Source organism: Rhizobium sophoriradicis (assembly GCF_003939025.1).
In the GTDB taxonomy this organism is placed as follows: domain Bacteria; phylum Pseudomonadota; class Alphaproteobacteria; order Rhizobiales; family Rhizobiaceae; genus Rhizobium; species Rhizobium sophoriradicis.
In genome coordinates this window covers 60,173-78,068 of the sequence record NZ_RQIH01000006.1, presented here as the reverse complement: position 1 = coordinate 78,068, position 17,896 = coordinate 60,173, and the positions used below count along the sequence as shown (strand labels likewise).

The 17,896-nt window shown below is 62.4% G+C and carries 20 protein-coding genes; 15 read left to right on the top strand and 5 right to left on the bottom strand.

The features are described 5' to 3' along the window. The first annotated feature begins 63 nt into the window (after nt 1-63). Nucleotides 64-1,677, top strand: coding sequence for a citramalate synthase (cimA, locus tag EFR00_RS11325; RefSeq protein ID WP_077993170.1), 1,614 nt, complete (start codon nt 64-66; stop codon nt 1,675-1,677). Between the two features lie 198 nt (nt 1,678-1,875). After that, nucleotides 1,876-2,790, top strand: a complete 915-nt coding sequence (gene rarD / locus EFR00_RS11320; RefSeq protein ID WP_077993169.1) for an EamA family transporter RarD — start codon at nt 1,876-1,878, stop codon at nt 2,788-2,790. A gap of 13 nt (nt 2,791-2,803) precedes the next feature. Here rarD and EFR00_RS11315 read toward each other — a convergent pair whose 3' ends face one another. Then, a complete protein-coding gene (locus EFR00_RS11315; RefSeq protein ID WP_077993167.1) occupies nt 2,804-3,427 on the bottom strand; it encodes an LOG family protein in 624 nt (207 codons plus the stop codon). A gap of 155 nt (nt 3,428-3,582) precedes the next feature. Here EFR00_RS11315 and EFR00_RS11310 point away from each other — a divergent pair, with 155 nt between their 5' ends. The 5 genes from EFR00_RS11310 (at nt 3,583) to EFR00_RS32995 (ending at nt 9,966) form a co-directional block, all read left to right on the top strand. Continuing rightward, entirely contained in the window at nt 3,583-5,643 is a 2,061-nt protein-coding gene (locus EFR00_RS11310) for a LysM peptidoglycan-binding domain-containing protein (protein ID WP_077993165.1), read from the top strand. A 297-nt stretch (nt 5,644-5,940) separates the two neighbouring features. After that, nucleotides 5,941-7,818 (top strand): ABCB family ABC transporter ATP-binding protein/permease, encoded by a 1,878-nt coding sequence (locus EFR00_RS11305; RefSeq protein WP_039623157.1) that lies wholly within the window; start codon nt 5,941-5,943, stop codon nt 7,816-7,818. A 137-nt stretch (nt 7,819-7,955) separates the two neighbouring features. Beyond that, nucleotides 7,956-8,654 (top strand): phosphatidylserine decarboxylase, encoded by a 699-nt coding sequence (locus tag EFR00_RS11300; protein ID WP_038687955.1) that lies wholly within the window; start codon nt 7,956-7,958, stop codon nt 8,652-8,654. 19 nt (nt 8,655-8,673) lie between these two features. Then, entirely contained in the window at nt 8,674-9,519 is an 846-nt protein-coding gene (gene pssA / locus EFR00_RS11295; RefSeq protein ID WP_039618871.1) for a CDP-diacylglycerol--serine O-phosphatidyltransferase, read from the top strand. A gap of 300 nt (nt 9,520-9,819) precedes the next feature. Then, a complete protein-coding gene (locus tag EFR00_RS32995; protein ID WP_009986385.1) occupies nt 9,820-9,966 on the top strand; it encodes a hypothetical protein in 147 nt (48 codons plus the stop codon). A gap of 239 nt (nt 9,967-10,205) precedes the next feature. Here EFR00_RS32995 and EFR00_RS11290 read toward each other — a convergent pair whose 3' ends face one another. Together EFR00_RS11290 and EFR00_RS11285 are read right to left on the bottom strand one after the other, a co-directional pair. Beyond that, nucleotides 10,206-10,970: an SOS response-associated peptidase gene (locus EFR00_RS11290; protein WP_077993163.1), complete on the bottom strand. Its 765-nt coding sequence runs from the start codon at nt 10,968-10,970 to the stop codon at nt 10,206-10,208. Nucleotides 10,971-11,101: 131 nt separating this feature from the next. Further along, nucleotides 11,102-11,422: a YnfA family protein gene (locus EFR00_RS11285; protein ID WP_077993415.1), complete on the bottom strand. Its 321-nt coding sequence runs from the start codon at nt 11,420-11,422 to the stop codon at nt 11,102-11,104. A gap of 180 nt (nt 11,423-11,602) precedes the next feature. Here EFR00_RS11285 and EFR00_RS11280 point away from each other — a divergent pair, with 180 nt between their 5' ends. The 8 genes from EFR00_RS11280 to EFR00_RS11245 all read left to right on the top strand — a co-directional run bounded on the left by EFR00_RS11280 (nt 11,603) and on the right by EFR00_RS11245 (nt 16,732). Further along, nucleotides 11,603-12,037 carry an NUDIX hydrolase gene (locus EFR00_RS11280; protein WP_009992450.1) on the top strand — a complete coding sequence of 145 codons (435 nt, stop codon included), beginning with the start codon at nt 11,603-11,605 and terminating at the stop codon, nt 12,035-12,037. A 73-nt stretch (nt 12,038-12,110) separates the two neighbouring features. Then, complete coding sequence (locus EFR00_RS11275) at nt 12,111-12,554, top strand: TIGR02301 family protein (RefSeq protein WP_179363789.1); 444 nt, start codon at nt 12,111-12,113, stop codon at nt 12,552-12,554. A 103-nt stretch (nt 12,555-12,657) separates the two neighbouring features. After that, a complete protein-coding gene (locus EFR00_RS11270; protein WP_004675135.1) occupies nt 12,658-12,915 on the top strand; it encodes a hypothetical protein in 258 nt (85 codons plus the stop codon). Nucleotides 12,916-12,933: 18 nt separating this feature from the next. After that, on the top strand, nt 12,934-13,686 hold the full coding sequence (locus tag EFR00_RS11265) for a hypothetical protein (protein ID WP_077993161.1): 753 nt from the start codon (nt 12,934-12,936) through the stop codon (nt 13,684-13,686). Nucleotides 13,687-13,769: 83 nt separating this feature from the next. After that, nucleotides 13,770-14,660, top strand: coding sequence for a CAF17-like 4Fe-4S cluster assembly/insertion protein YgfZ (ygfZ, locus tag EFR00_RS11260; RefSeq protein WP_077993413.1), 891 nt, complete (start codon nt 13,770-13,772; stop codon nt 14,658-14,660). Between the two features lie 29 nt (nt 14,661-14,689). Further along, the gene (locus EFR00_RS11255) at nt 14,690-15,262 is read left to right on the top strand and encodes an HD domain-containing protein (protein WP_051649839.1); all 573 of its coding nucleotides are present in this window, start codon (nt 14,690-14,692) and stop codon (nt 15,260-15,262) included. Then, nucleotides 15,259-15,789: a tyrosine phosphatase family protein gene (locus tag EFR00_RS11250; protein WP_077993160.1), complete on the top strand. Its 531-nt coding sequence runs from the start codon at nt 15,259-15,261 to the stop codon at nt 15,787-15,789. Before EFR00_RS11255 ends, EFR00_RS11250 begins: the two co-directional genes overlap by 4 nt. Nucleotides 15,790-15,847: 58 nt before the next feature. Further along, nucleotides 15,848-16,732 carry a mechanosensitive ion channel family protein gene (locus EFR00_RS11245; RefSeq protein ID WP_077993159.1) on the top strand — a complete coding sequence of 295 codons (885 nt, stop codon included), beginning with the start codon at nt 15,848-15,850 and terminating at the stop codon, nt 16,730-16,732. A gap of 28 nt (nt 16,733-16,760) precedes the next feature. Here EFR00_RS11245 and EFR00_RS11240 read toward each other — a convergent pair whose 3' ends face one another. After that, nucleotides 16,761-17,276, bottom strand: a complete 516-nt coding sequence (locus EFR00_RS11240; protein ID WP_009993229.1) for a superoxide dismutase family protein — start codon at nt 17,274-17,276, stop codon at nt 16,761-16,763. 124 nt (nt 17,277-17,400) lie between these two features. After that, nucleotides 17,401-17,754, bottom strand: a complete 354-nt coding sequence (locus EFR00_RS11235) for a hypothetical protein (protein WP_183596934.1) — start codon at nt 17,752-17,754, stop codon at nt 17,401-17,403. Between the last annotated feature and the right edge of the window lie 142 nt (nt 17,755-17,896).

Sequence of the window (17,896 nt, the reverse complement as noted above, 5' to 3'; positions counted from 1 at the left end):
CGGCAGCCGGATGAGAGGCAGCATACGCATTCCAACAACGCCCGCCCGCTGGGAGGAAACGACATGAAAGAACGCATCTACCTCTTCGACACGACGCTCCGGGACGGGCAGCAGACGCCTGGCATTGATTTTTCCGTCGAGGACAAGATTGCGATCGCCGCCATGCTGGACGAGTTCGGCTGCGATTATATCGAGGGCGGCTATCCCGGCGCCAATCCGACCGATACCGCCTTTTTCAGCGAGAAGCGCACCAGCCAGGCGAGCTTCGTCGCCTTCGGCATGACGAAGCGGGCGGGCATTTCGGTCTCCAACGATCCGGGCCTTGCCGGGCTGCTGCAGGCGAAATCCGACGCCATCTGTTTCGTCGCCAAGAGCTGGGATTACCATGTCGCGGTGGCGCTCGGCTGCACCAACGAGGAAAATCTCGAATGCATCGCCGAAAGCGTCAAGGCGGCGGTCGGCGCCGGCAAGGAGGCGATCGTCGATTGCGAGCACTTCTTCGATGGTTTCAAGGCCAACCCGGCCTATGCGCTCGCCTGCGCCAAGATCGCCTTTGACAGTGGCGCCCGCTGGGTCGTGCTCTGCGACACCAATGGCGGCACGCAGCCGCCGGAGGTGCGCGCCATCGTCGAGGCGGTGATCGCAGCCGGCGTGCCCGGCCGCTGTCTCGGCATCCATGCCCACAACGACACCGGCCAGGCGGTCGCCAATTCATTGGCTGCGGTCGAAGCCGGCGTCCGGCAGATCCAGGGCACGTTGAACGGCATCGGCGAGCGCTGCGGCAATGCCAATCTGGTGACGCTGATCCCGACCCTGGCACTGAAGAGCGCCTACAACACACGTTTCGAAACGGCGATCGACGAGGAGCGGCTGCTCAACCTCACGCGGCTCTCGCATGCCTTCGACGAGCTGCTCAACCGTTCGCCCGACCACCAGATGCCCTATGTCGGCGCTTCCGCCTTCGCCACCAAGGCCGGCATCCACGCATCGGCGCTGCTGAAGGATCCGAAGACTTATGAACATGTGGCGCCGGAAAGCGTCGGCAATTTCCGCAAGGTCATGGTCTCCGACCAGGGCGGCAAGGCGAACTTCATCAATGCGCTGAAGCGGCGCGGCATCACCGTCGCCAAGGACGATCCGAAGCTCGACCTCTTGATCTCGATCGTCAAGGAACGGGAATCCATCGGCTATGCCTATGAGGGCGCCGATGCGAGCTTCGAGCTGCTGGCGCATCGCACGCTCGGCACCATCCCGGAATTCTTCACCATCGAAGGCTTCCGGGTGATGATCGAGCGCCGCTTCGACAGTCTCGGCCGCGTGAAAATCGTCTCGGAGGCGGTGGTCAAGATCACCATCGACGGCCAGACGCTGATGTCGGTTGCCGATGCCGAAGGCCCGGTCAACGCGCTCGACCTGGCGCTGCGCAAGGATTTCGGCAAATACCAGCACGAGATCGACGATCTGGTGCTTGCCGATTTCAAGGTGCGTATCCTCAACGGCGGCACGGAGGCGATCACCCGCGTGCTGATCGAATCCACCGACAGCGACGGCGTGCGCTGGTGGACGGTCGGCGTCTCGGAGAACATCATCGACGCCTCGTTCCAGGCGCTGATGGATTCCGTCATCTATAAGCTGATGAAGAACCGGCAGCTGGCGGGCAAGATCGCGGCGGAATGAATCTTTTCCGCCGGTTCGGCGGCGCTGCCGGCGCCGCCGGCCTTTCGGCCGCTGAGGTCCGGGCTGATCGTCCGCTCGTGTTCGTCATCGCCTGGTCTTTGCTAAATGCTCTCACCATTCATTCAACGAAATGAATTGGCCTATTCACGGCGCTTAAGCTAGGCCGGATCAGAAGAAGAACAAAGATGGAAACACCCGATGTCGACCGATGCATCCGTTCCCTTGGCCAAGAACGAAGATAGTCCGCGCGGTTTCGCTTTCGCGCTGACAGCCTATCTGCTCTGGGGCTTCCTGCCGTTCTACATGAAGGCGGTGGCGCATATCTCTCCGGCCGAAGTCATCGCCCACCGCATCGTCTGGTCGCTGCCGCTGGCCGGCATCGTGCTGATCGTGCTCGGACGCACCGGAGATATAAGCGCAGCATTGCGTTCGCCGCGCATGCTGGCGATGGCGGCGCTGACGGCGGCGCTGATCACCGTCAACTGGGGCACCTATGTCTGGGCGATCGGCGCCGGCCATTCGCTCGACGCGGCACTCGGCTATTTCATCAATCCGCTGTTCAGCATCTTCCTCGGCGCGGTGTTGCTGAAGGAAAAGCTGCAGCCGCTGCAGATCGCGGCGATCGCGCTTGCCGCACTTGCCGTTGCCATTCTCGCCTTCGACAGCGGCGGCATTCCGTGGGTGGCGCTGACGCTGGCGGTCAGCTGGGGTTTTTACGCCTTGCTCCGCAAGACGTTGCCGCTCGGCCCCAATCAGGGTTTCTTCCTGGAAGTGCTGATCCTGAGCGTGCCCGCCCTCCTCTACATCCTCTATCTCGAACTCGGCAGCGGACAGGGGCACTTCTACCGCACCGGCTTTGCCGACACGACCCTGCTGCTCGGCTGCGGTGTCGTCACTGCCGTGCCGCTGATGATCTATGCCAATGGCGCCAAGCTGCTGAAGCTCTCGACGATCGGTATCATGCAGTATATCGCGCCGACGATGATCTTCCTGATCGCCGTGTTCGCCTTTCAAGAGCCGCTCGGCACGGCGCGCATGATCGCCTTCCCGCTGATCTGGGCGGGGCTGTTCTTCTATAGTTGGTCGATGCTGAAGGCCGGCCGCGGGCGCTAAATCTCGCGCCCCACTACATCTTCGAAATAACAGCGTCCTCGCCATCGCGATCGGCGGCGAGCTGGGCGGCCTGGGCCATGATCGCAGGAATGATGCCGGAGATGTCGTCGACGATGAGCGGCTGCACCCGGTGGGCGGTGTGCAGGAAACCTTCATCGGTCATATGGCGCAGCAGTTCCATCATCGGATCCCAGAAACCGTTGATGTTGGCAAAGACCATCGGCTTCTCATGGCGGCCGAGTTGGGCCCAGGTCATGATCTCGACGATCTCCTCCAGCGTGCCGATGCCGCCCGGCAGCGCGACGAAGGCATCGGAGCGCTCGAACATCGTATGTTTGCGTGCATGCATGTCAGGGGTTACAATGAGTTCGTTGAGCTGACCGAGCGAATGGCGAGTCGCTTCCATATCGATCAGGAACTCCGGGATGATCCCCGTGACCTGACCGCCGCCTGAAAGCACCCCGCTTGCAACCGCGCCCATGATGCCTTTGGTACCCCCGCCATAGACGAGGCGCAGGCCGTATTCGGCGATCTCTCTTCCGAGAGCGCGCCCGGCCGCCATGTGGGAAGGATCGCGTCCCGGCCTCGAGCCGCAGTAAACGCAGATGGATCGAATCGATACAGATTGTTCGGTCATGGAGGCGAAACAACTATTTCATTTCAATGCAGTCAAGAAAATTGACTGAAAAGCAGCATGCCTAGCTTGCCTAATTGCTTTGAATGCTTGTGAAAAGCAACGGGAATCGCTAGCAATTTTCGGTACTACGGCAAATTGCCGCCTTGGGAGACATAATGATGAAGAACCGTGCCGGCTTGCTGGCCCTTGCAGTGCTCGTAATCGCAACCCTACTGATGGTATTCGTAGTCATGCCGCGCATCGGCGGCGATGCATCCAAGGTCGGCGACGCCATCAACCAGGCGAGCACGGAGCTCAAGAACACGGTTAACGAAGCGGCAAAGACCTCGCGCTCCACTGCCGGCGACGCGGCTACGGTCTCCGATCAGCTGGGCCGTCTTTCGGCCGACGCCGGTGCGGCGCTCGGCGCGCTCAAGGCGCTGTTTGCCGATGGCAAAGGCCCGGCCATCGATGTCTTCACCGCCGCTAAGACGAAGGCTATCAACGCGCTCACCGCAATCGCCGGCTTCACCATTCCCGACGGCGTCGATCCCGCAACGCAAGCCGTTGCCACGAAGGCCAAGGAAGGTGGCGCCAAGGCGCTCGCCATCGTGCAGTCGCTGCCGGAAAGCAGCACCGATGCGCTTGCCGCAATCGCCAGGGCCGAGGCGGCGCTGACCGGCGCGCCCGAGCCCGCCGCGGCGGCAGCGAATGCCGGCCCGAAACTTCCGGCCTTCGACGTCCTGCGTGTCGAGCCTGACGGTTCGACCGTTATCGCCGGCTCCGCCGAGCCGAACGGCAAGCTCGAAGTGCTTGACGGCGAAAAGGTGGTGACGACGGCCGATATCGGCCCGAGCGGCGATTTCGCCGCCGTCCTCGACGATCCGCTTCCGGCCGGCGACCACCAGCTCGTGCTCAAGGTGACGGGCAAGGATGGCAAGACTACGCTTTCCGAAGAAGTCGCAACCGTTTCCGTGCCGAAGGATGGCAATGCCGCCAATCTGCTCGCCATGGTCTCCAAGCCCGGCACCGCAAGCCGCATCATCACGGCGCCGACGGGCGGAACCGAAGTCGCCGACGCCTCCAATCCAATGGCGCCGCCTGCCGACACGACCGCGGCCGGCGAAACCGCTGCCGCTGCAGCGGGCGCTCCTACCGCACCAGCTGTAGCGCCGGGTGAGCTGGCGCTGCAGACCCCTGGCCTGCCCGCCGCCGGCGGTGGCACGGATGGGGCGCCGGCCGTTCCCGGTGCGGCTGGAACCGACAAGGCCACTGCGCCCGATGTGATGGTCAACGCCGTCGAAATCGAGGGTAACAAGATATTCATTGCCGGTACCGCGCGCGCCAACGCCAAGGTTCTCGGTTATGCCGACGACAGCCTTGTCGGCCAGGATACTGCCGGCCCCGACGGCCATTTCGTCATCGAAGGCGCTGCGACCCTCTCGGTCGGCGACCATAAGATCCGCGTCGACGTCGTCGATCCCACCGGCAAGGTGATTGTGCGCGCCGCGGTGAACTTCAATCGCCCGGCGGGCGACCAGGTGAGGGTTGCCGCTCAAGTCGGCCCCACCGATGCAAATGGCGCTTCTCCGATGGTGCCGCTCGACGAAGGCGAACTCGGCAAGCTCAAGACCGAAGTCGGCAAGGCGTTCGGCCTGCTGAAGGGACTGTTTGCCGATGGCAAGCTGCCCGGCGCCGAACAACTTGCCGCGGCACGCTCGGCAACGGAATTCGCTTTGCGCTCGGTCGCCGACTTCCGCCCGGCGGCCGATGCGTCCGACCCGTTCAAGCAAGCCTCCGGCGCGGCCTCGCAGACTGCTTCCAATGCCTTGAAAGTGCTGCAGGGGCTGCCGCAGGACGCGAAGTCGGTCGGCGCCGCGCTCGACGGGCTCGGCGCGCTGATCGCCGAACTCACCACAGCACCCGCGCCGGCTGCACCCGCGTCGACGACACCGGCTGCAAATGAGGCTGCCGGCAACCAGCCGAGGACGATCGAACAGGCGCCGCTGACGGCCAACAACGCGGCGGTCATCATTCGCCGCGGCGACACGCTCTGGCAGATCTCGCGCCGGACCTATGGCCTCGGCGTGCGCTATACGACGATCTACATCGCCAACGAGGACAAGATCATCAATCCCGACCGCATCCGCCCCGGCCAGATTTTCGGCCTGCCGAAGGATGCCTTGCCGAATGCCGAGGAGTTGCACCGCAAACGCCTTTCCAACCGGCAACTCTAAACATAGCAGAAGAACCTGATGGGGCCGGGCGGGATAACCGCCCGGCCCAATGCATGTTGCCCGGAAGTGTGCAGTGGTTCCGGACAAGGACATGCATAAAACAAAGGGCTAAAGCGCGGCGCATGAATCAAGTTTGATGCGACGCGCTTGAGCTTTTCCTGAACCCCGCATTTGTTGTATTCATCCGCCCGGCACCCTATCTGGCGGTGATTGGGAAGCGCTCGAGCACGTCCCGTTCGCACTTTGCCGGCATCGACCCACACGACCGCGGCAATCCCGACCGGGCTGGAGACACGCATGGCAAACGGCAAGACTGTCTCGGAATCCCACCTGCTGCGCACGCTTCTCAACCTCTGGCCCTACATGTGGCCGGCCGGCCGGCCCGACCTCAGGATGCGCGTCGTCTGGGCCTCGGTCTATCTGCTGATCTCCAAATTCGTCCTGCTGCTCGTCCCCTATTTCTTCAAATGGTCGACCGATGCACTGAACGGCAGAATGGATCTGGCCGGCACGGTGCCGCCGCTGCTTGCCGGCGCCATCGCGCTTGTTATCGCCTATAACGTCACCCGGCTGATCCAGCTCGGCCTCAACCAGCTGCGCGACGCGCTGTTTGCCAGCGTCGGGCAGCATGCGGTGCGCCAGCTCGCCTACAGGACCTTCGTGCACATGCATGAGCTGTCGCTGCGCTTCCATCTGGAACGCAAGACCGGCGGTCTCTCGCGCATCATCGAGCGCGGCACCAAGGGCATCGAGACGATCGTGCGCTTCACGATCCTCAATTCGGTCCCGACCGTCATCGAATTCCTGCTGACGGCCGCGATCTTCTGGTGGGGTTACGGTTTTTCCTATCTCGCCGTCACCGCCTTCACCGTCTGGGCCTATATCTGGTTCACCATCCGTGCATCCGACTGGCGCATCGCCATCCGCCGGTCGATGAACGACAGCGATACCGACGCCAACACCAAGGCGATCGACTCCCTCCTCAATTTCGAAACCGTCAAATATTTCGGCAACGAGGAGATGGAGGCCAAACGCTTCGACAAATCGATGGAGCGCTACGAGAAGGCGGCGACCGATGTCTGGACCTCGCTCGGCTGGCTGAACTTCGGCCAGGGCGTCATCTTCGGTATCGGCACGACGATCATGCTGGTGCTGTCGGCACTGGCCGTGCAGCGCGGCGAGCAGACAGTCGGCGATTTCGTCTTCGTCAATTCGATGCTGCTGCAGCTTGCCGCGCCGCTCAACTTCATCGGCTTCGTCTACCGCGAAATCCGCCAGGGACTGACCGATATCGAGCAGATGTTCGACCTCCTGGAGGTGAAAGCCGAAGTCAAGGACGCGCCCGATGCAACAGAGCTTCGGATCGGCCAGGGCGCGATTGCCTTCAAGGACGTGCACTTCGCCTATGATGCAGCCCGCCCGATCCTCAAGGGCATTTCCTTCGAAGTGCCGGCCGGCAAGACGGTCGCCGTCGTCGGCCCCTCGGGTGCGGGCAAATCGACACTGTCGCGGCTGCTCTATCGTTTCTATGACATTCAGAGCGGCACGATCACCGTCGACGGCCAGGATATCCGCACGGTGACGCAGAAGAGCCTGCGCTCGGTGATCGGCATGGTGCCGCAGGATACCGTGCTCTTCAACGACACCGTCGCCTACAATATCCGCTACGGCCGCACGTCGGCCAGCGACGGCGAGGTCTTTGCCGCGGCCGAAGTGGCGCAGATCGCCCATTTCATCGAAACGCTGCCAGAGGGTTTCGAAACCAAAGTCGGCGAGCGCGGGCTCAAGCTTTCGGGCGGCGAGAAGCAGCGGGTGGCGATCGCCCGCACCATCCTCAAGGCGCCGCCGATCCTGATCCTCGACGAGGCGACATCGGCGCTCGACACGACGACGGAACGGGAAATCCAGACGGCGCTCGACCTGGTTTCGAAGAACCGGACGACGCTGGTCATCGCCCACCGGCTGTCCACCGTCATCGGCGCCGACGAGATCATCGTGCTGAAAAGCGGCGAGATCGCCGAGCGCGGAACGCATGCCGCCTTGCTTGATAAAAACGGTCTCTATGCCTCGATGTGGAACCGCCAGCGCGAGGCTACACAGGCCGAGGAGCTCCTGAAACAGGTGCGCGAAAGCGACGATATGGGCGTGATCGCGCGGCTTGCGCCGGCGAACTGATTGGGGAACCAGACGCCGGTACAGGCTTTTGTTGTTCAGAACCACGGCGGGCGAACGGGGGCGGAGGCCGCAGCATTGCCCCGGAGGCGGTTTTTCGCTAACCAGCAAAAAACGACAACGCAAGGAGACCGGCAGCCATGAGCCTGTTCAACACGGTTCGCAACACGATCGTCCCCGTGCACAAGGAGGGTTATCCCTTCGTGGCCGCCTTCTTCGTCGCCTCGCTGATCCTCGGATGGATCTTTGAGCCGCTCTTCTGGATCGGCATGATCTTCACGCTGTGGTGCGCCTATTTCTTCCGCGATCCCGAGCGCGTGACCCCGCAGGACGACGATCTGGTGATCTCTCCCGCCGACGGCAGGGTCTCGGCGATCCAGATGGTCACCCCGCCGGCCGAGCTCGACCTCGGCTCCGAGCCGATGCTGCGCATCTCGGTGTTCATGAACGTCTTCAACTGCCATGTGAACCGGGCGCCGATGCGCGGGCGCATCGTCAGCATCAACTACCGCTCCGGCAGCTTCGTCAACGCCGAGCTCGACAAGGCGAGCGAAGACAATGAGCGTAACGGGCTGGTGATCGAAACCCGTCACGGCCAGATCGGTGTCGTCCAGATCGCCGGCCTAGTGGCAAGGCGCATCCTCTGCTGGACAAACCCCAACGAGCCGGTCGATGCCGGCGAGCGCTTCGGGCTGATCCGCTTCGGATCTCGACTCGACGTCTTCCTGCCCGCCGGTGCAGCACCGCGGGTCTCGCTCGGCCAGACGGCGATTGCCGGGGAAACTGTCATCGCCGAATTCGCCTCGGCCAAGGGTCCCGTCATCAGCCGCCGCAGCTAGCTCTAGATTGGAACGCGATATGAAAACGCCTTTTCCACCTTTCGAGCCCAATGGTCCGGATGATTCTGCCCGCGGCCCGCGTCTGCGCGAAATCCCGCTCCGCCTCGTCTTTCCGAATCTCATCACCATTCTGGCAATCTGCGCCGGGCTGACCGGCATCCGGCTTGCTTTCGAAAATCGTTATGAGCTCGCCGTCGCCATGGTGCTCGTCGCCGCGTTCCTCGACGGCATCGACGGGCGGGTGGCGCGGCTGATGAAGGCGACCTCGAAGTTTGGCGCACAGATGGATTCGCTTGCCGACATCGTCAATTTCGGCGTCGCACCCGCCCTCGTCGTCTATGTCTTCGCGCTCGACCAGGCGCGCTCGCTCGGCTGGATCGCGGCGCTGATCTATGCGATCGCCGCCGGACTGCGCCTTGCCCGTTTCAATGTCATGGCCGAAAGCGAAAACAAGGCGAGCTGGCAGTCGGAATATTTCGTCGGCGTGCCGGCGCCGGCCGGCGCCATGCTCGTGCTGCTGCCGGTCTATCTCGGCTTCCTTGGGATCGCGACCGACCGCACCTTCGCCTTCGTCTCGTCGATCTACACCGTATTTATCGCCTTCCTGCTGATCAGCCGGCTGCCGGTCTGGTCGGGCAAATCGGAGGGCAACCGGATGCGGCGCGATCTCGTGCTGCCGATGATGCTTGGCGTCGTACTCTATGTGGCTCTGCTGATGAGCTACACCTGGGAGGTGATGGTGTTTACCGTTGCCGCCTATCTCGTGTCGCTTCCCTTCGGCGCGCGGAAATGGCGGCGGAAATATGGGACGCTGACGATCGAGGAGCCCGGCGTCGGCGACGACGATATCGGCCGTCACATCTGACCTCTAAGCATTTCCTGGCCTCTCTCCCCTGGAAGTGCTTCTCCCCTTGTTCTCGCCTATTCCCGGAAAACGTGCGCTTCTTCCGGGAAAGCCATGAGCTTTCCCGGGGAAAACGGCTGCGCAGTTTTTTTGGAACCGCTTCCTTCAGTAAGTATTAACCAACGTAGGCTTCAGTTAAGCCTCGCGAAATATGGTGGGCGTTCACAAATCCTGATAAGCGACGTCGCCGATTTGTCGCTATTTCTAGCGAAACTGCAAAAATAAAATACCCAGGGAAGAACCACGTAAAGGAGAGTATCCGTGACTTCGAAGAATAGCAGTACCGGTGAACAGCAGACGGCCAAGCCGGACCTCGCCGCCAACTATCGCCCCGTCGGCCTGAAGGCCGTTGCCGCGGCATCGCTGATGGCGAAGAACAAGCCCGAGAGCGTCAAGAAATCCGCTTGAAGCGCCGAGCTTCGAACTGCCGTCACCTGCGCTTCACCTTCCAGTTTCCGGCATGCCGTTGGCCCAAGACTGCGGCATGTTTCTAAAGCGTCGTGATCTTGCGGATTCGTTTCTTGCGCTATGGGTCTTGTTCTCAGGCATGTCGTTGCCGCAAAACCGCAACACGCTTTTGCGCGACATGCCCCCGACATCGCGAACGAGCCGAACAGGCCGCCGTGCCATATGCGGCCGATAGCTTTTCAGAAAAAGCTGAGCTGGCCGTCATTCGGCCTTTGCTTCTCGGCTGCCTTGAGCGGCCGCTCGATGACGGCCGGCTCCTGCAGATCGGGCCCCATATTGGCGACCTTGTTGACCTTGTCGGAGACCGGTACGGCCTCGAAGAAATCGTCCTGAACGGGCTGCGTCAGGTCGGCCACCTCACGCGGTTCCTGCGTCCTGCAATCGAGCCAGCGCGAGAAGTCCTCCGGCTTGACGACGACAGGCATGCGGTCGTGGATCGCCGAGATGCCCGCATTGGCCGACGTCGTCAGGATCGCGCCGGTATCGACTTCCGAGCCATCGGCCGAGGACCAGGTTTCCATCAGCCCGGCAAAGGCGACGATCCCGCCGTGGCGCGGCCTGATCCAATAGGCCTGCGGCTTGCCGCCGCTTTCTTTCGGCGGACGATGCCATTCATAAAAACCCGAAGCCGGAATCAGCACGCGGCGGTGACGCATCGCCGCCCGAAACGAGGCTTTGCCGATCGCAGTCTCAGCGCGGGCATTGATCAGCAGCGGAAATTCCTTCGGGTCCTTGACCCAGGCCGGGGTAAAACCCCAGCGCACCAGCACCGCGCGCCGGTCGGCCAGGTTGCTGCCTCGCTCCCTGCCCTCACCTGCGATGACGACGAGGATCGGCTGCGTCGGGGCGATGTTGTAGCGCGCCGGAAAATCGTCGAGATCGACACCGGAGAGGAAATTGCGCAGCTCTGCGCTGGAATTTGTCAGGGCGAAACGTCCACACATCGGTCTGTCTTTGCACCCGGTCCGGAGTCCGGTCAAGGCACCCTGAGCATGCCGCGCAAAACTGTACAGGGTTTCACGACAAGAACATGCCGCGACCAAAGAGCGACCGCGTTGCGCTTGCGCGACATGCTTCAGCCCCTCGGCCCAAAAAGAATGACGCTCGCCCCGGCAAGGCAGATCAATCCGCCGCCGATATCATAACGATCGGGCACACGGCCCTCGACCAGCCACTGCCAGAAGAGCGAAGCGAGAATATAGATGCCGCCATAGGCCGCAAAGGTTCGGCCGGCGGCGTCGCTCGGGACCAGCGTCAGCAGCCAGGCGAAAATCGCGAGCGAGATCATGCCGGGCGCCAGCCACCAGAGGGGCTTTTCGAGCCTCAGCCACGCCCAAAAGGCGAAGCAGCCGGCAATCTCAAGAACCGCGGCAAAGGCGTAGATGATATAGGTCACGCAAAGGCCTTTCGAAAATCTGAGATCTTTGTTGCACACATGTCGTCACCTCGGGAACCGCGGCACCGGCTTTCGGGCCTTGTCTTCCGAACCGGCCCACACGAAAATTGGGGAAGCCAGGCAGCAGTTGCATGCAACAATCGGTCCAATAGAATGGATCGTCACAACGAGAGCAGTCTAATGATCTCCACCGCCAAAGCCGCCTCCTCCGCCATTCTCGAACGTGACGGACGATTCCTGCTGGTGTTGCGACGCAACCCGCCTTCCGCCGACATGTATGCCTTCCCCGGTGGGCGCGCCGAGCCGGGCGAAACGCCGGAGCAGACGGCGCTGCGGGAATTCCGCGAGGAAACCGGCATCTCGGCGCATAATCCGCAGCTGTTTTCGACCTATGACCTGAAGACCCATGGGCCGGACGGCAGCATCAAGAGCCATTTCTTCCTGTCGGTCTTTCGTGTCGAGGCCGACCGAGACATGGTGGCGGAAGCCGCAGACGATGCAGCGGCGCTGGGCTGGTACACGGTGGATGAGATTCGGCGACTGCCCGTGCCGCAAAGCGTGCTCGAATGCGCGGAACGGCTGGCACAGGATGATTATCGGCCAACCGGCCGATAATCATCCTATTCGGAATTAAGTTTAGAGGGCGGCGAATAGAAGTGGAAAATTTCAAGCGCGCCTTGTTGCCGTCATGCTCAACGTATCAACTGGAAGCATGATTCCCGTTCGACGCGTTGTCCTGTCCCTGCTCGTGCTCGCCGGCCCCACCATGGCTCAGGGCAAGAACACGCCGCCTCCAGAGGAGGAGGAGATTGCCCCGCCGGCCGCGATCGTACCTTACGACGACAAGCTGGCGCGGCTCGCCGAAGTGCTGGGTTCGGTGCATTATCTGAGGACCCTCTGTAAGGCGGCGGGCGGTGATGAGTGGCGAAAGGGCATGCAGCAGCTGCTCGATTCGGAGGCCGGCAACGAACCGCCACGCAAGGAAAGGCTCACGGCAGCCTTCAATCGCGGCTATCGCGCCTTCGCCTCGGTCTATACGGATTGCACCCCGGCAGCCATCGTGGCAGAAGAGCGCTACCGTAACGAAGGTGCAACACTTGCCACAGAAATTACCTCGCGCTTTGGAAATTGACGTTTAATTAACCTGTTTTCGCATGCGGACGTGTCGTTTTGGGAAAAGGCTGTTAGTGTTGTTAACGGTGCAGTAAGAGATGAGAAGTTCTGAGGAAAAGACAATGGAAGCAAGCCTCAACGAGATCGACGACATGATCGTCCACGAAAAGATGCAGGCGGCTCTGGAGTACCAGAACGAGGCTTGGGCCGACGGCATGGCCGACGGGATCGAGCCTGAGATCATTGCTGATGCCGCCATCGCGCATGCACTGCGCGAGACCATTAGATTGCATGGGGAAAGCAGCGCCGAAGCTCTGCTCGATTCGCTGCGCGACCGTATGCTTGCCGGCGAATTCTCCGCCAACCGCACCCTGCAATAATTATTATCAGAGAGTTCGATGCGCATCGGTAAAGAGAAAGTTTCGCGAATTCCGCTCGCGCCGGTGATGCTTGTATTCAGCCTTGCCGTCGGCAGCCTCGCCCTTGCGCCCTCTGCCTACGCGCTTTCCGAACTGCACAAGATCCCCGGCCAGCCGAACGATCAGGCGGCACAGGGAAGCGCCCAGGGGCAGAGCCAGCCGCAGGGCGGCACCACCCCCGGCGTTCCCATGGCCGACCCGCTGGTCAACAGCCAGAACAGCCAGGGCGTCGACAAAACGCCGGGCACACAGGACAGTTCCAAGCCCGTCGAGGTGATCCACGACATCAGCAAGGCGCCCGAGCCGGTGCGCAAGATGCGCCAGCAGATCGTCGAGGCGGCCGCCTCCGGCGATCTCGAACGGCTGCGGCCGCTGATGGGCGCCGGCGCAGAGCAGACGCAGGTGACCGTCGGCGAGCCTACAGACGATCCGATCGGCACGCTGAAGGATCTTTCCGGCGATCCCGATGGGGACGAAATCCTTGCCATCATGCTCGACATCGTCTCGACCGGCTTCGTGCATGTCGGCCAGGGCACAGCCGAAGAGATGTATGTCTGGCCCTATTTCGCCGAGAAAGACTTGAAGTCGCTGACGCCGCCGGAGCGCGTCGAACTGCTGCGCATCGTCACCGCCGGCGATCTGTCCGACATGCAGGAATTCGGCGGATATAATTTCTACCGCCTCGGCATTACGCCCGACGGCAAATGGAAATTCTTCACGGCAGGCGACTGACGCCTCACGCAAGCCGCATGGCGCTTGCGATCCACCTCCTGAAGTCATACCTCTGAGCGATGACCAACGCGACAGGTTCCGCCATGCCAGCCGTATTCCTGAAAGACCGCTCATTGCTCTCCGTCGGCGGCGCGGACGCCCAATCCTTCCTGCAGAACCTGATCACCACCGATATCACCTCGCTTGCTTCAGACGAGGCGCGGCCCGGGGCGCTGCTGACGCCTCAGGGCAAGATCCTGTTCGACTTCATGATCTGGCAGGACGGCGACGGCTATACGATCGAAACCGATGCCGGCCAGCGTGACGGGCTCATGAAGCGGCTGACGATATACAGGCTGCGGGCCGCCGTCACGCTTGCGCCCATCGCCGAAGAAGGCATCAGCGTTTGCTGGGGCGAAGATGCCGATGGCATCGGGGACGCCGAGGGTGTCCGCGACAGCCAGGGCGTCCGGGACAGCCGATGCGTCAGGGACAGCCGCTTCGCCAAGGCCGGCATTGCGCTGACCCGCCGGCGGGGACGGCATGGTGACGGCGCTGAGGCGCTCTACGACGCGTTGCGAATCGCCCACGGCATTGCGATATCGGGATCGGACTTCGCGCTGCAGGATGCCTTTCCGCATGACGTGCTGTTGGATCTGAACGGCGGCCTCTCCTTTAAGAAGGGCTGCTATGTCGGACAGGAGGTGGTTTCGCGCATGCAGCACCGCGGCACCGCGCGCCGGCGCGTCGTCACGGTATCCGCCGCAGCGGCTCTGCCGGGCACGGGCACCGAGATCACTGCTGCCGACAAGCCTGTGGGCACACTCGGTTCCGTCGCGGGCGGCAGCGGACTTGCGATCGTGCGCGTCGACCGCGCCGGCGCCGCGATGGCGGAAGGCACGCCGCTGCTGGCCGGCGGGACGCCGGTTGCTCTCGCCCTACCGCAATGGTCCGGCCTTGTCTTCCCCACCAGCAGCGACGAGGCCAGCGCGTGACGACTAAGGCTCCGCGTGCCTGGCAACGCATGCTGTCCGGGCGCAGGCTCGACCTGCTCGACCCCTCGCCGCTCGATGTCGAACTCGCCGACATCGCCCATGGGCTCGCGCGCGTCGCCCGCTGGAACGGCCAGACATCGGGCGATCATGCTTTTTCGGTGGCGCAGCACAGTCTCGTCGTCGAAGATATTTTCCGCCGTTTCAACAATGCCCGGCCGGAGGAGTGCCTGATGGCGCTGCTGCACGACGCCCCGGAATATGTGATCGGAGACATGATCTCGCCGTTCAAATCGGTGGTCGGCGGCGGCTACAAGACGGTAGAAATGCGGTTGGAGGCGGCCGTGCACCTGCGCTTCGGCCTGCCGCCGCACCCCACGCGCGACCTCAAGGACCGGATCAAGAGGGCCGACGCGATTGCCGCCTATTTCGAGGCGACGGTGCTTGCCGGTTTCACGCCGGCCGAAGCGCAAAAATTCTTCGGTCAGCCGCGCGGCATCAGCAGGGAAATGCTGATGATCGAACCGCTTCCGGCAGTGGAAGCGCAGCGGCTCTTCTGCGAGCGTTTCGCTGCGATCGAGGCCGAGCGGGAGGTGGGATCGTGAGCATCATCGTCGTCTCGCCGCTGTCACGCATCGCCGAAATGGCGGTGCGCCACAAGGCACGTGACATGATCAGCTTGATCGCCAAAGAACAGGCTTTTCACCGGCCGGGCGTGATCGCGCCCGAGCGTCACCTGACGCTTGCGATGAACGATATCGCGTTCAAGGGCACCGGCGGTCTCGTGGCGCCTGATGAAACGCATGTGCAGGCGCTTATCGAGTTTGCCGCATCGTGGCGGCAGGAGACGCCGCTGCTCATCCATTGCTGGATGGGTGTGTCGCGCTCGCCGGCGGCCGCCTTGATCGCCGCCCTGTCGCTCGCACCGGATCAGAGCGAGGAAGGGCTTGCCCTGCGGCTGCGCGCCGCCTCACCTTTTGCGACCCCGAATACCCGGCTGATCGAGATCGGCGACACCTTGCTTGACCGCCGCGGCCGGCTGGTCGCGGCCGTCCGGGCCATCGGGCGCGGCGCCGACGCCGACGGCAATGCGCCGTTTTTGCTTGCGATTCGGGACGCCGCCTGCGGTTGACGCTGCGGCGGCCTGCTCCATCTTGCCTTGGACCACGCACAATCCGCAGGGCCAAATCATGGAACAACACGCAGCCGACGTCCTTCTTGCCACCCGCACGGCACTCAGCCAGGCAAGCGCGCTCGCCGTCCAGTATTCCTTCTCCATCCTCGGAGCGGTGATCCTGCTCATCGTCGGCTGGACGCTGGCAGGCTTCGTCAGCCGCTGGGCCTATGAAGGCCTGTCGCGCATCCATGGCATCGACGAGACATTGGCGCGCTTCTTCACCAATGTCATCCGCTATGCACTGCTGATCCTGGTGTTCATCACCGTGCTCGGCCAATTCGGCGTCCAGACCGCCTCGATCATCGCCGCCCTCGGCGCAGCCGGCCTGGCGATCGGGCTGGCGCTGCAAGGGACGCTGCAGAATATTGCGGCCGGCATCATGCTGCTGATCCTCAGACCGTTCCGCGTCGGCGAATATATCGAGACCAGCAGCGTGGCCGGCACGGTGCGCGAGATCGGGCTGTTTGCGACAGAACTCAGAACCGGCGACGGGCTCTATCGGCTAGCGCCGAATTCGACGCTCTGGAATACGCCGATTACCAACTTCAGCCGCGAACCGACGCGGCAGAACGACCTGAAGGTCAGCATTTCTCGGGAGGATGATCTTGATTTGGCGATGGAGTCGTTGATGGGCATTGCCGAAGACAATCCCAGGGTGCTGCCGTCACCGGCACCCAGCGTTTTCATCGACAGCCTCGGTGACAGCACAATATCGGTAACGCTGCGCTACTGGGCAAAAACCGGTGACTGGTGGCAGGTCAGCCGGGACATGGTGAAGCGGGTAAAACTTGCCTTCGACGAAAAGGACGATTCGGCCGCTTTGCGCGACGATGCAAATTCCGCGCCGGGAAAGAGGTCCAACGGCACCGCTCCGGCCGAAAAGCAGACGCGGCAGTGAAACATTGCTGCGCGGGGCGGTCGTCGGCCTATTGAACAACGCCGCAGGCAAGTCTCTCCCCGGCGTCCCCGGAGGGCTGGCTGCGATAATCGTCCGAATTGGCATGCACCATCAATGCGCGGCCGCGGATGCCGTCCTTCTTGCCGTCGAGCGTCACCATGCCGCCGAATATCTGGGCTCTCAACACGCCGTCCTGTCCGACATATTGATTGGGCATATCGCCGGGATGGGGTCCCTTGGCCGCCAGAATCCCGTGCTCGGCCGAGCTCGGGTTGAAATGACCGCCTGCCGATTCGTGATGCGTTGCCGCATCGCAGCGACCGGTCTCGTGAACATGAAAGGCCACCCATTTATTCGCCGGCAGCCCCGATATCTCCACTTCGATCAGCACGCCGCCATTGGCAGCGGCGGTCAGCTGGGCGCGGCCGGTCTCCTTGCCGTCCTTGCCGACGAAATTGGCGACCGCGGTCTGCTTGTCCTGAGCGCCCGCCGGCAAGGCAATCGCAAGCAGGCTCACGGCTGCGATGATGCGCATGGCTTTCATGGAGATCTCCTTCCCTCCGGTTGTCCTTCTGAACGTGCCAGCCCGGAAGGTGTTCCTCTGCGGACCATCCAACGAAAAAGCCGACCAACGGGCCGGCTTGCTGATCATCTGGTTCTAGACACCGTCAGGCGACGGCGTCAAAATCGAACTGGCCGTAGGTGTTGCGGTAAAGATCATCGCCTTGATCGCCGGTGGCAGGCGCGGTCTGCTGCAATGGATAGGGAACGGCGATGCTGCTCGTCGTGGCGGTGTCGCGCGTGTCCATCATCAGCGCAATCAGGCTGCCGGAAAATTTCGGCTGTGTATCGCCGGCCGCGTCGTCTTCCAGCAGCTGCTTGATGATACCGGGCTTGTCGTCGGCGGCACGTTCGCCGCGGCTGAGCACGCCGTCACCATTGGAATCGAGCCGCGAAAGTGTGGCAAGATATGCGTATGAAGTATCTGAAACGGATGTAGTTTGGGTCATACAAACCTCCATTCACCGCCTTTTGCCGGTGGTGTTTGTACGCAATACGAGAGCGAAAGATAACGAGTGACTCGGTGGTTAAACTGATTTGCGCAGTGCGTCAATAAGTTGTTAACTTCTCATTAATGAAGATTGACAGCCATTAACGGATGGC

Coding starts and splice junctions, on each gene's coding strand:
- EFR00_RS11255 (WP_051649839.1), top strand. CDS start 14,690: ATGCTGTCCGGGCGCAGGCTCGACCTGCTCGACCCCTCGCCGCTCGAT.
- EFR00_RS11290 (WP_077993163.1), bottom strand. CDS start 10,970: ATGTGTGGACGTTTCGCCCTGACAAATTCCAGCGCAGAGCTGCGCAAT.
- EFR00_RS11270 (WP_004675135.1), top strand. CDS start 12,658: ATGGAAGCAAGCCTCAACGAGATCGACGACATGATCGTCCACGAAAAG.
- EFR00_RS11240 (WP_009993229.1), bottom strand. CDS start 17,276: ATGAAAGCCATGCGCATCATCGCAGCCGTGAGCCTGCTTGCGATTGCC.
- EFR00_RS11300 (WP_038687955.1), top strand. CDS start 7,956: ATGAGCCTGTTCAACACGGTTCGCAACACGATCGTCCCCGTGCACAAG.
- EFR00_RS11280 (WP_009992450.1), top strand. CDS start 11,603: ATGATCTCCACCGCCAAAGCCGCCTCCTCCGCCATTCTCGAACGTGAC.
- cimA (WP_077993170.1), top strand. CDS start 64: ATGAAAGAACGCATCTACCTCTTCGACACGACGCTCCGGGACGGGCAG.
- ygfZ (WP_077993413.1), top strand. CDS start 13,770: ATGCCAGCCGTATTCCTGAAAGACCGCTCATTGCTCTCCGTCGGCGGC.
- EFR00_RS11265 (WP_077993161.1), top strand. CDS start 12,934: ATGCGCATCGGTAAAGAGAAAGTTTCGCGAATTCCGCTCGCGCCGGTG.
- EFR00_RS11305 (WP_039623157.1), top strand. CDS start 5,941: ATGGCAAACGGCAAGACTGTCTCGGAATCCCACCTGCTGCGCACGCTT.
- rarD (WP_077993169.1), top strand. CDS start 1,876: ATGTCGACCGATGCATCCGTTCCCTTGGCCAAGAACGAAGATAGTCCG.
- EFR00_RS11235 (WP_183596934.1), bottom strand. CDS start 17,754: ATGGAGGTTTGTATGACCCAAACTACATCCGTTTCAGATACTTCATAC.
- EFR00_RS11315 (WP_077993167.1), bottom strand. CDS start 3,427: ATGACCGAACAATCTGTATCGATTCGATCCATCTGCGTTTACTGCGGC.
- EFR00_RS11245 (WP_077993159.1), top strand. CDS start 15,848: ATGGAACAACACGCAGCCGACGTCCTTCTTGCCACCCGCACGGCACTC.
- EFR00_RS11275 (WP_179363789.1), top strand. CDS start 12,111: ATGCTCAACGTATCAACTGGAAGCATGATTCCCGTTCGACGCGTTGTC.
- EFR00_RS11310 (WP_077993165.1), top strand. CDS start 3,583: ATGATGAAGAACCGTGCCGGCTTGCTGGCCCTTGCAGTGCTCGTAATC.
- pssA (WP_039618871.1), top strand. CDS start 8,674: ATGAAAACGCCTTTTCCACCTTTCGAGCCCAATGGTCCGGATGATTCT.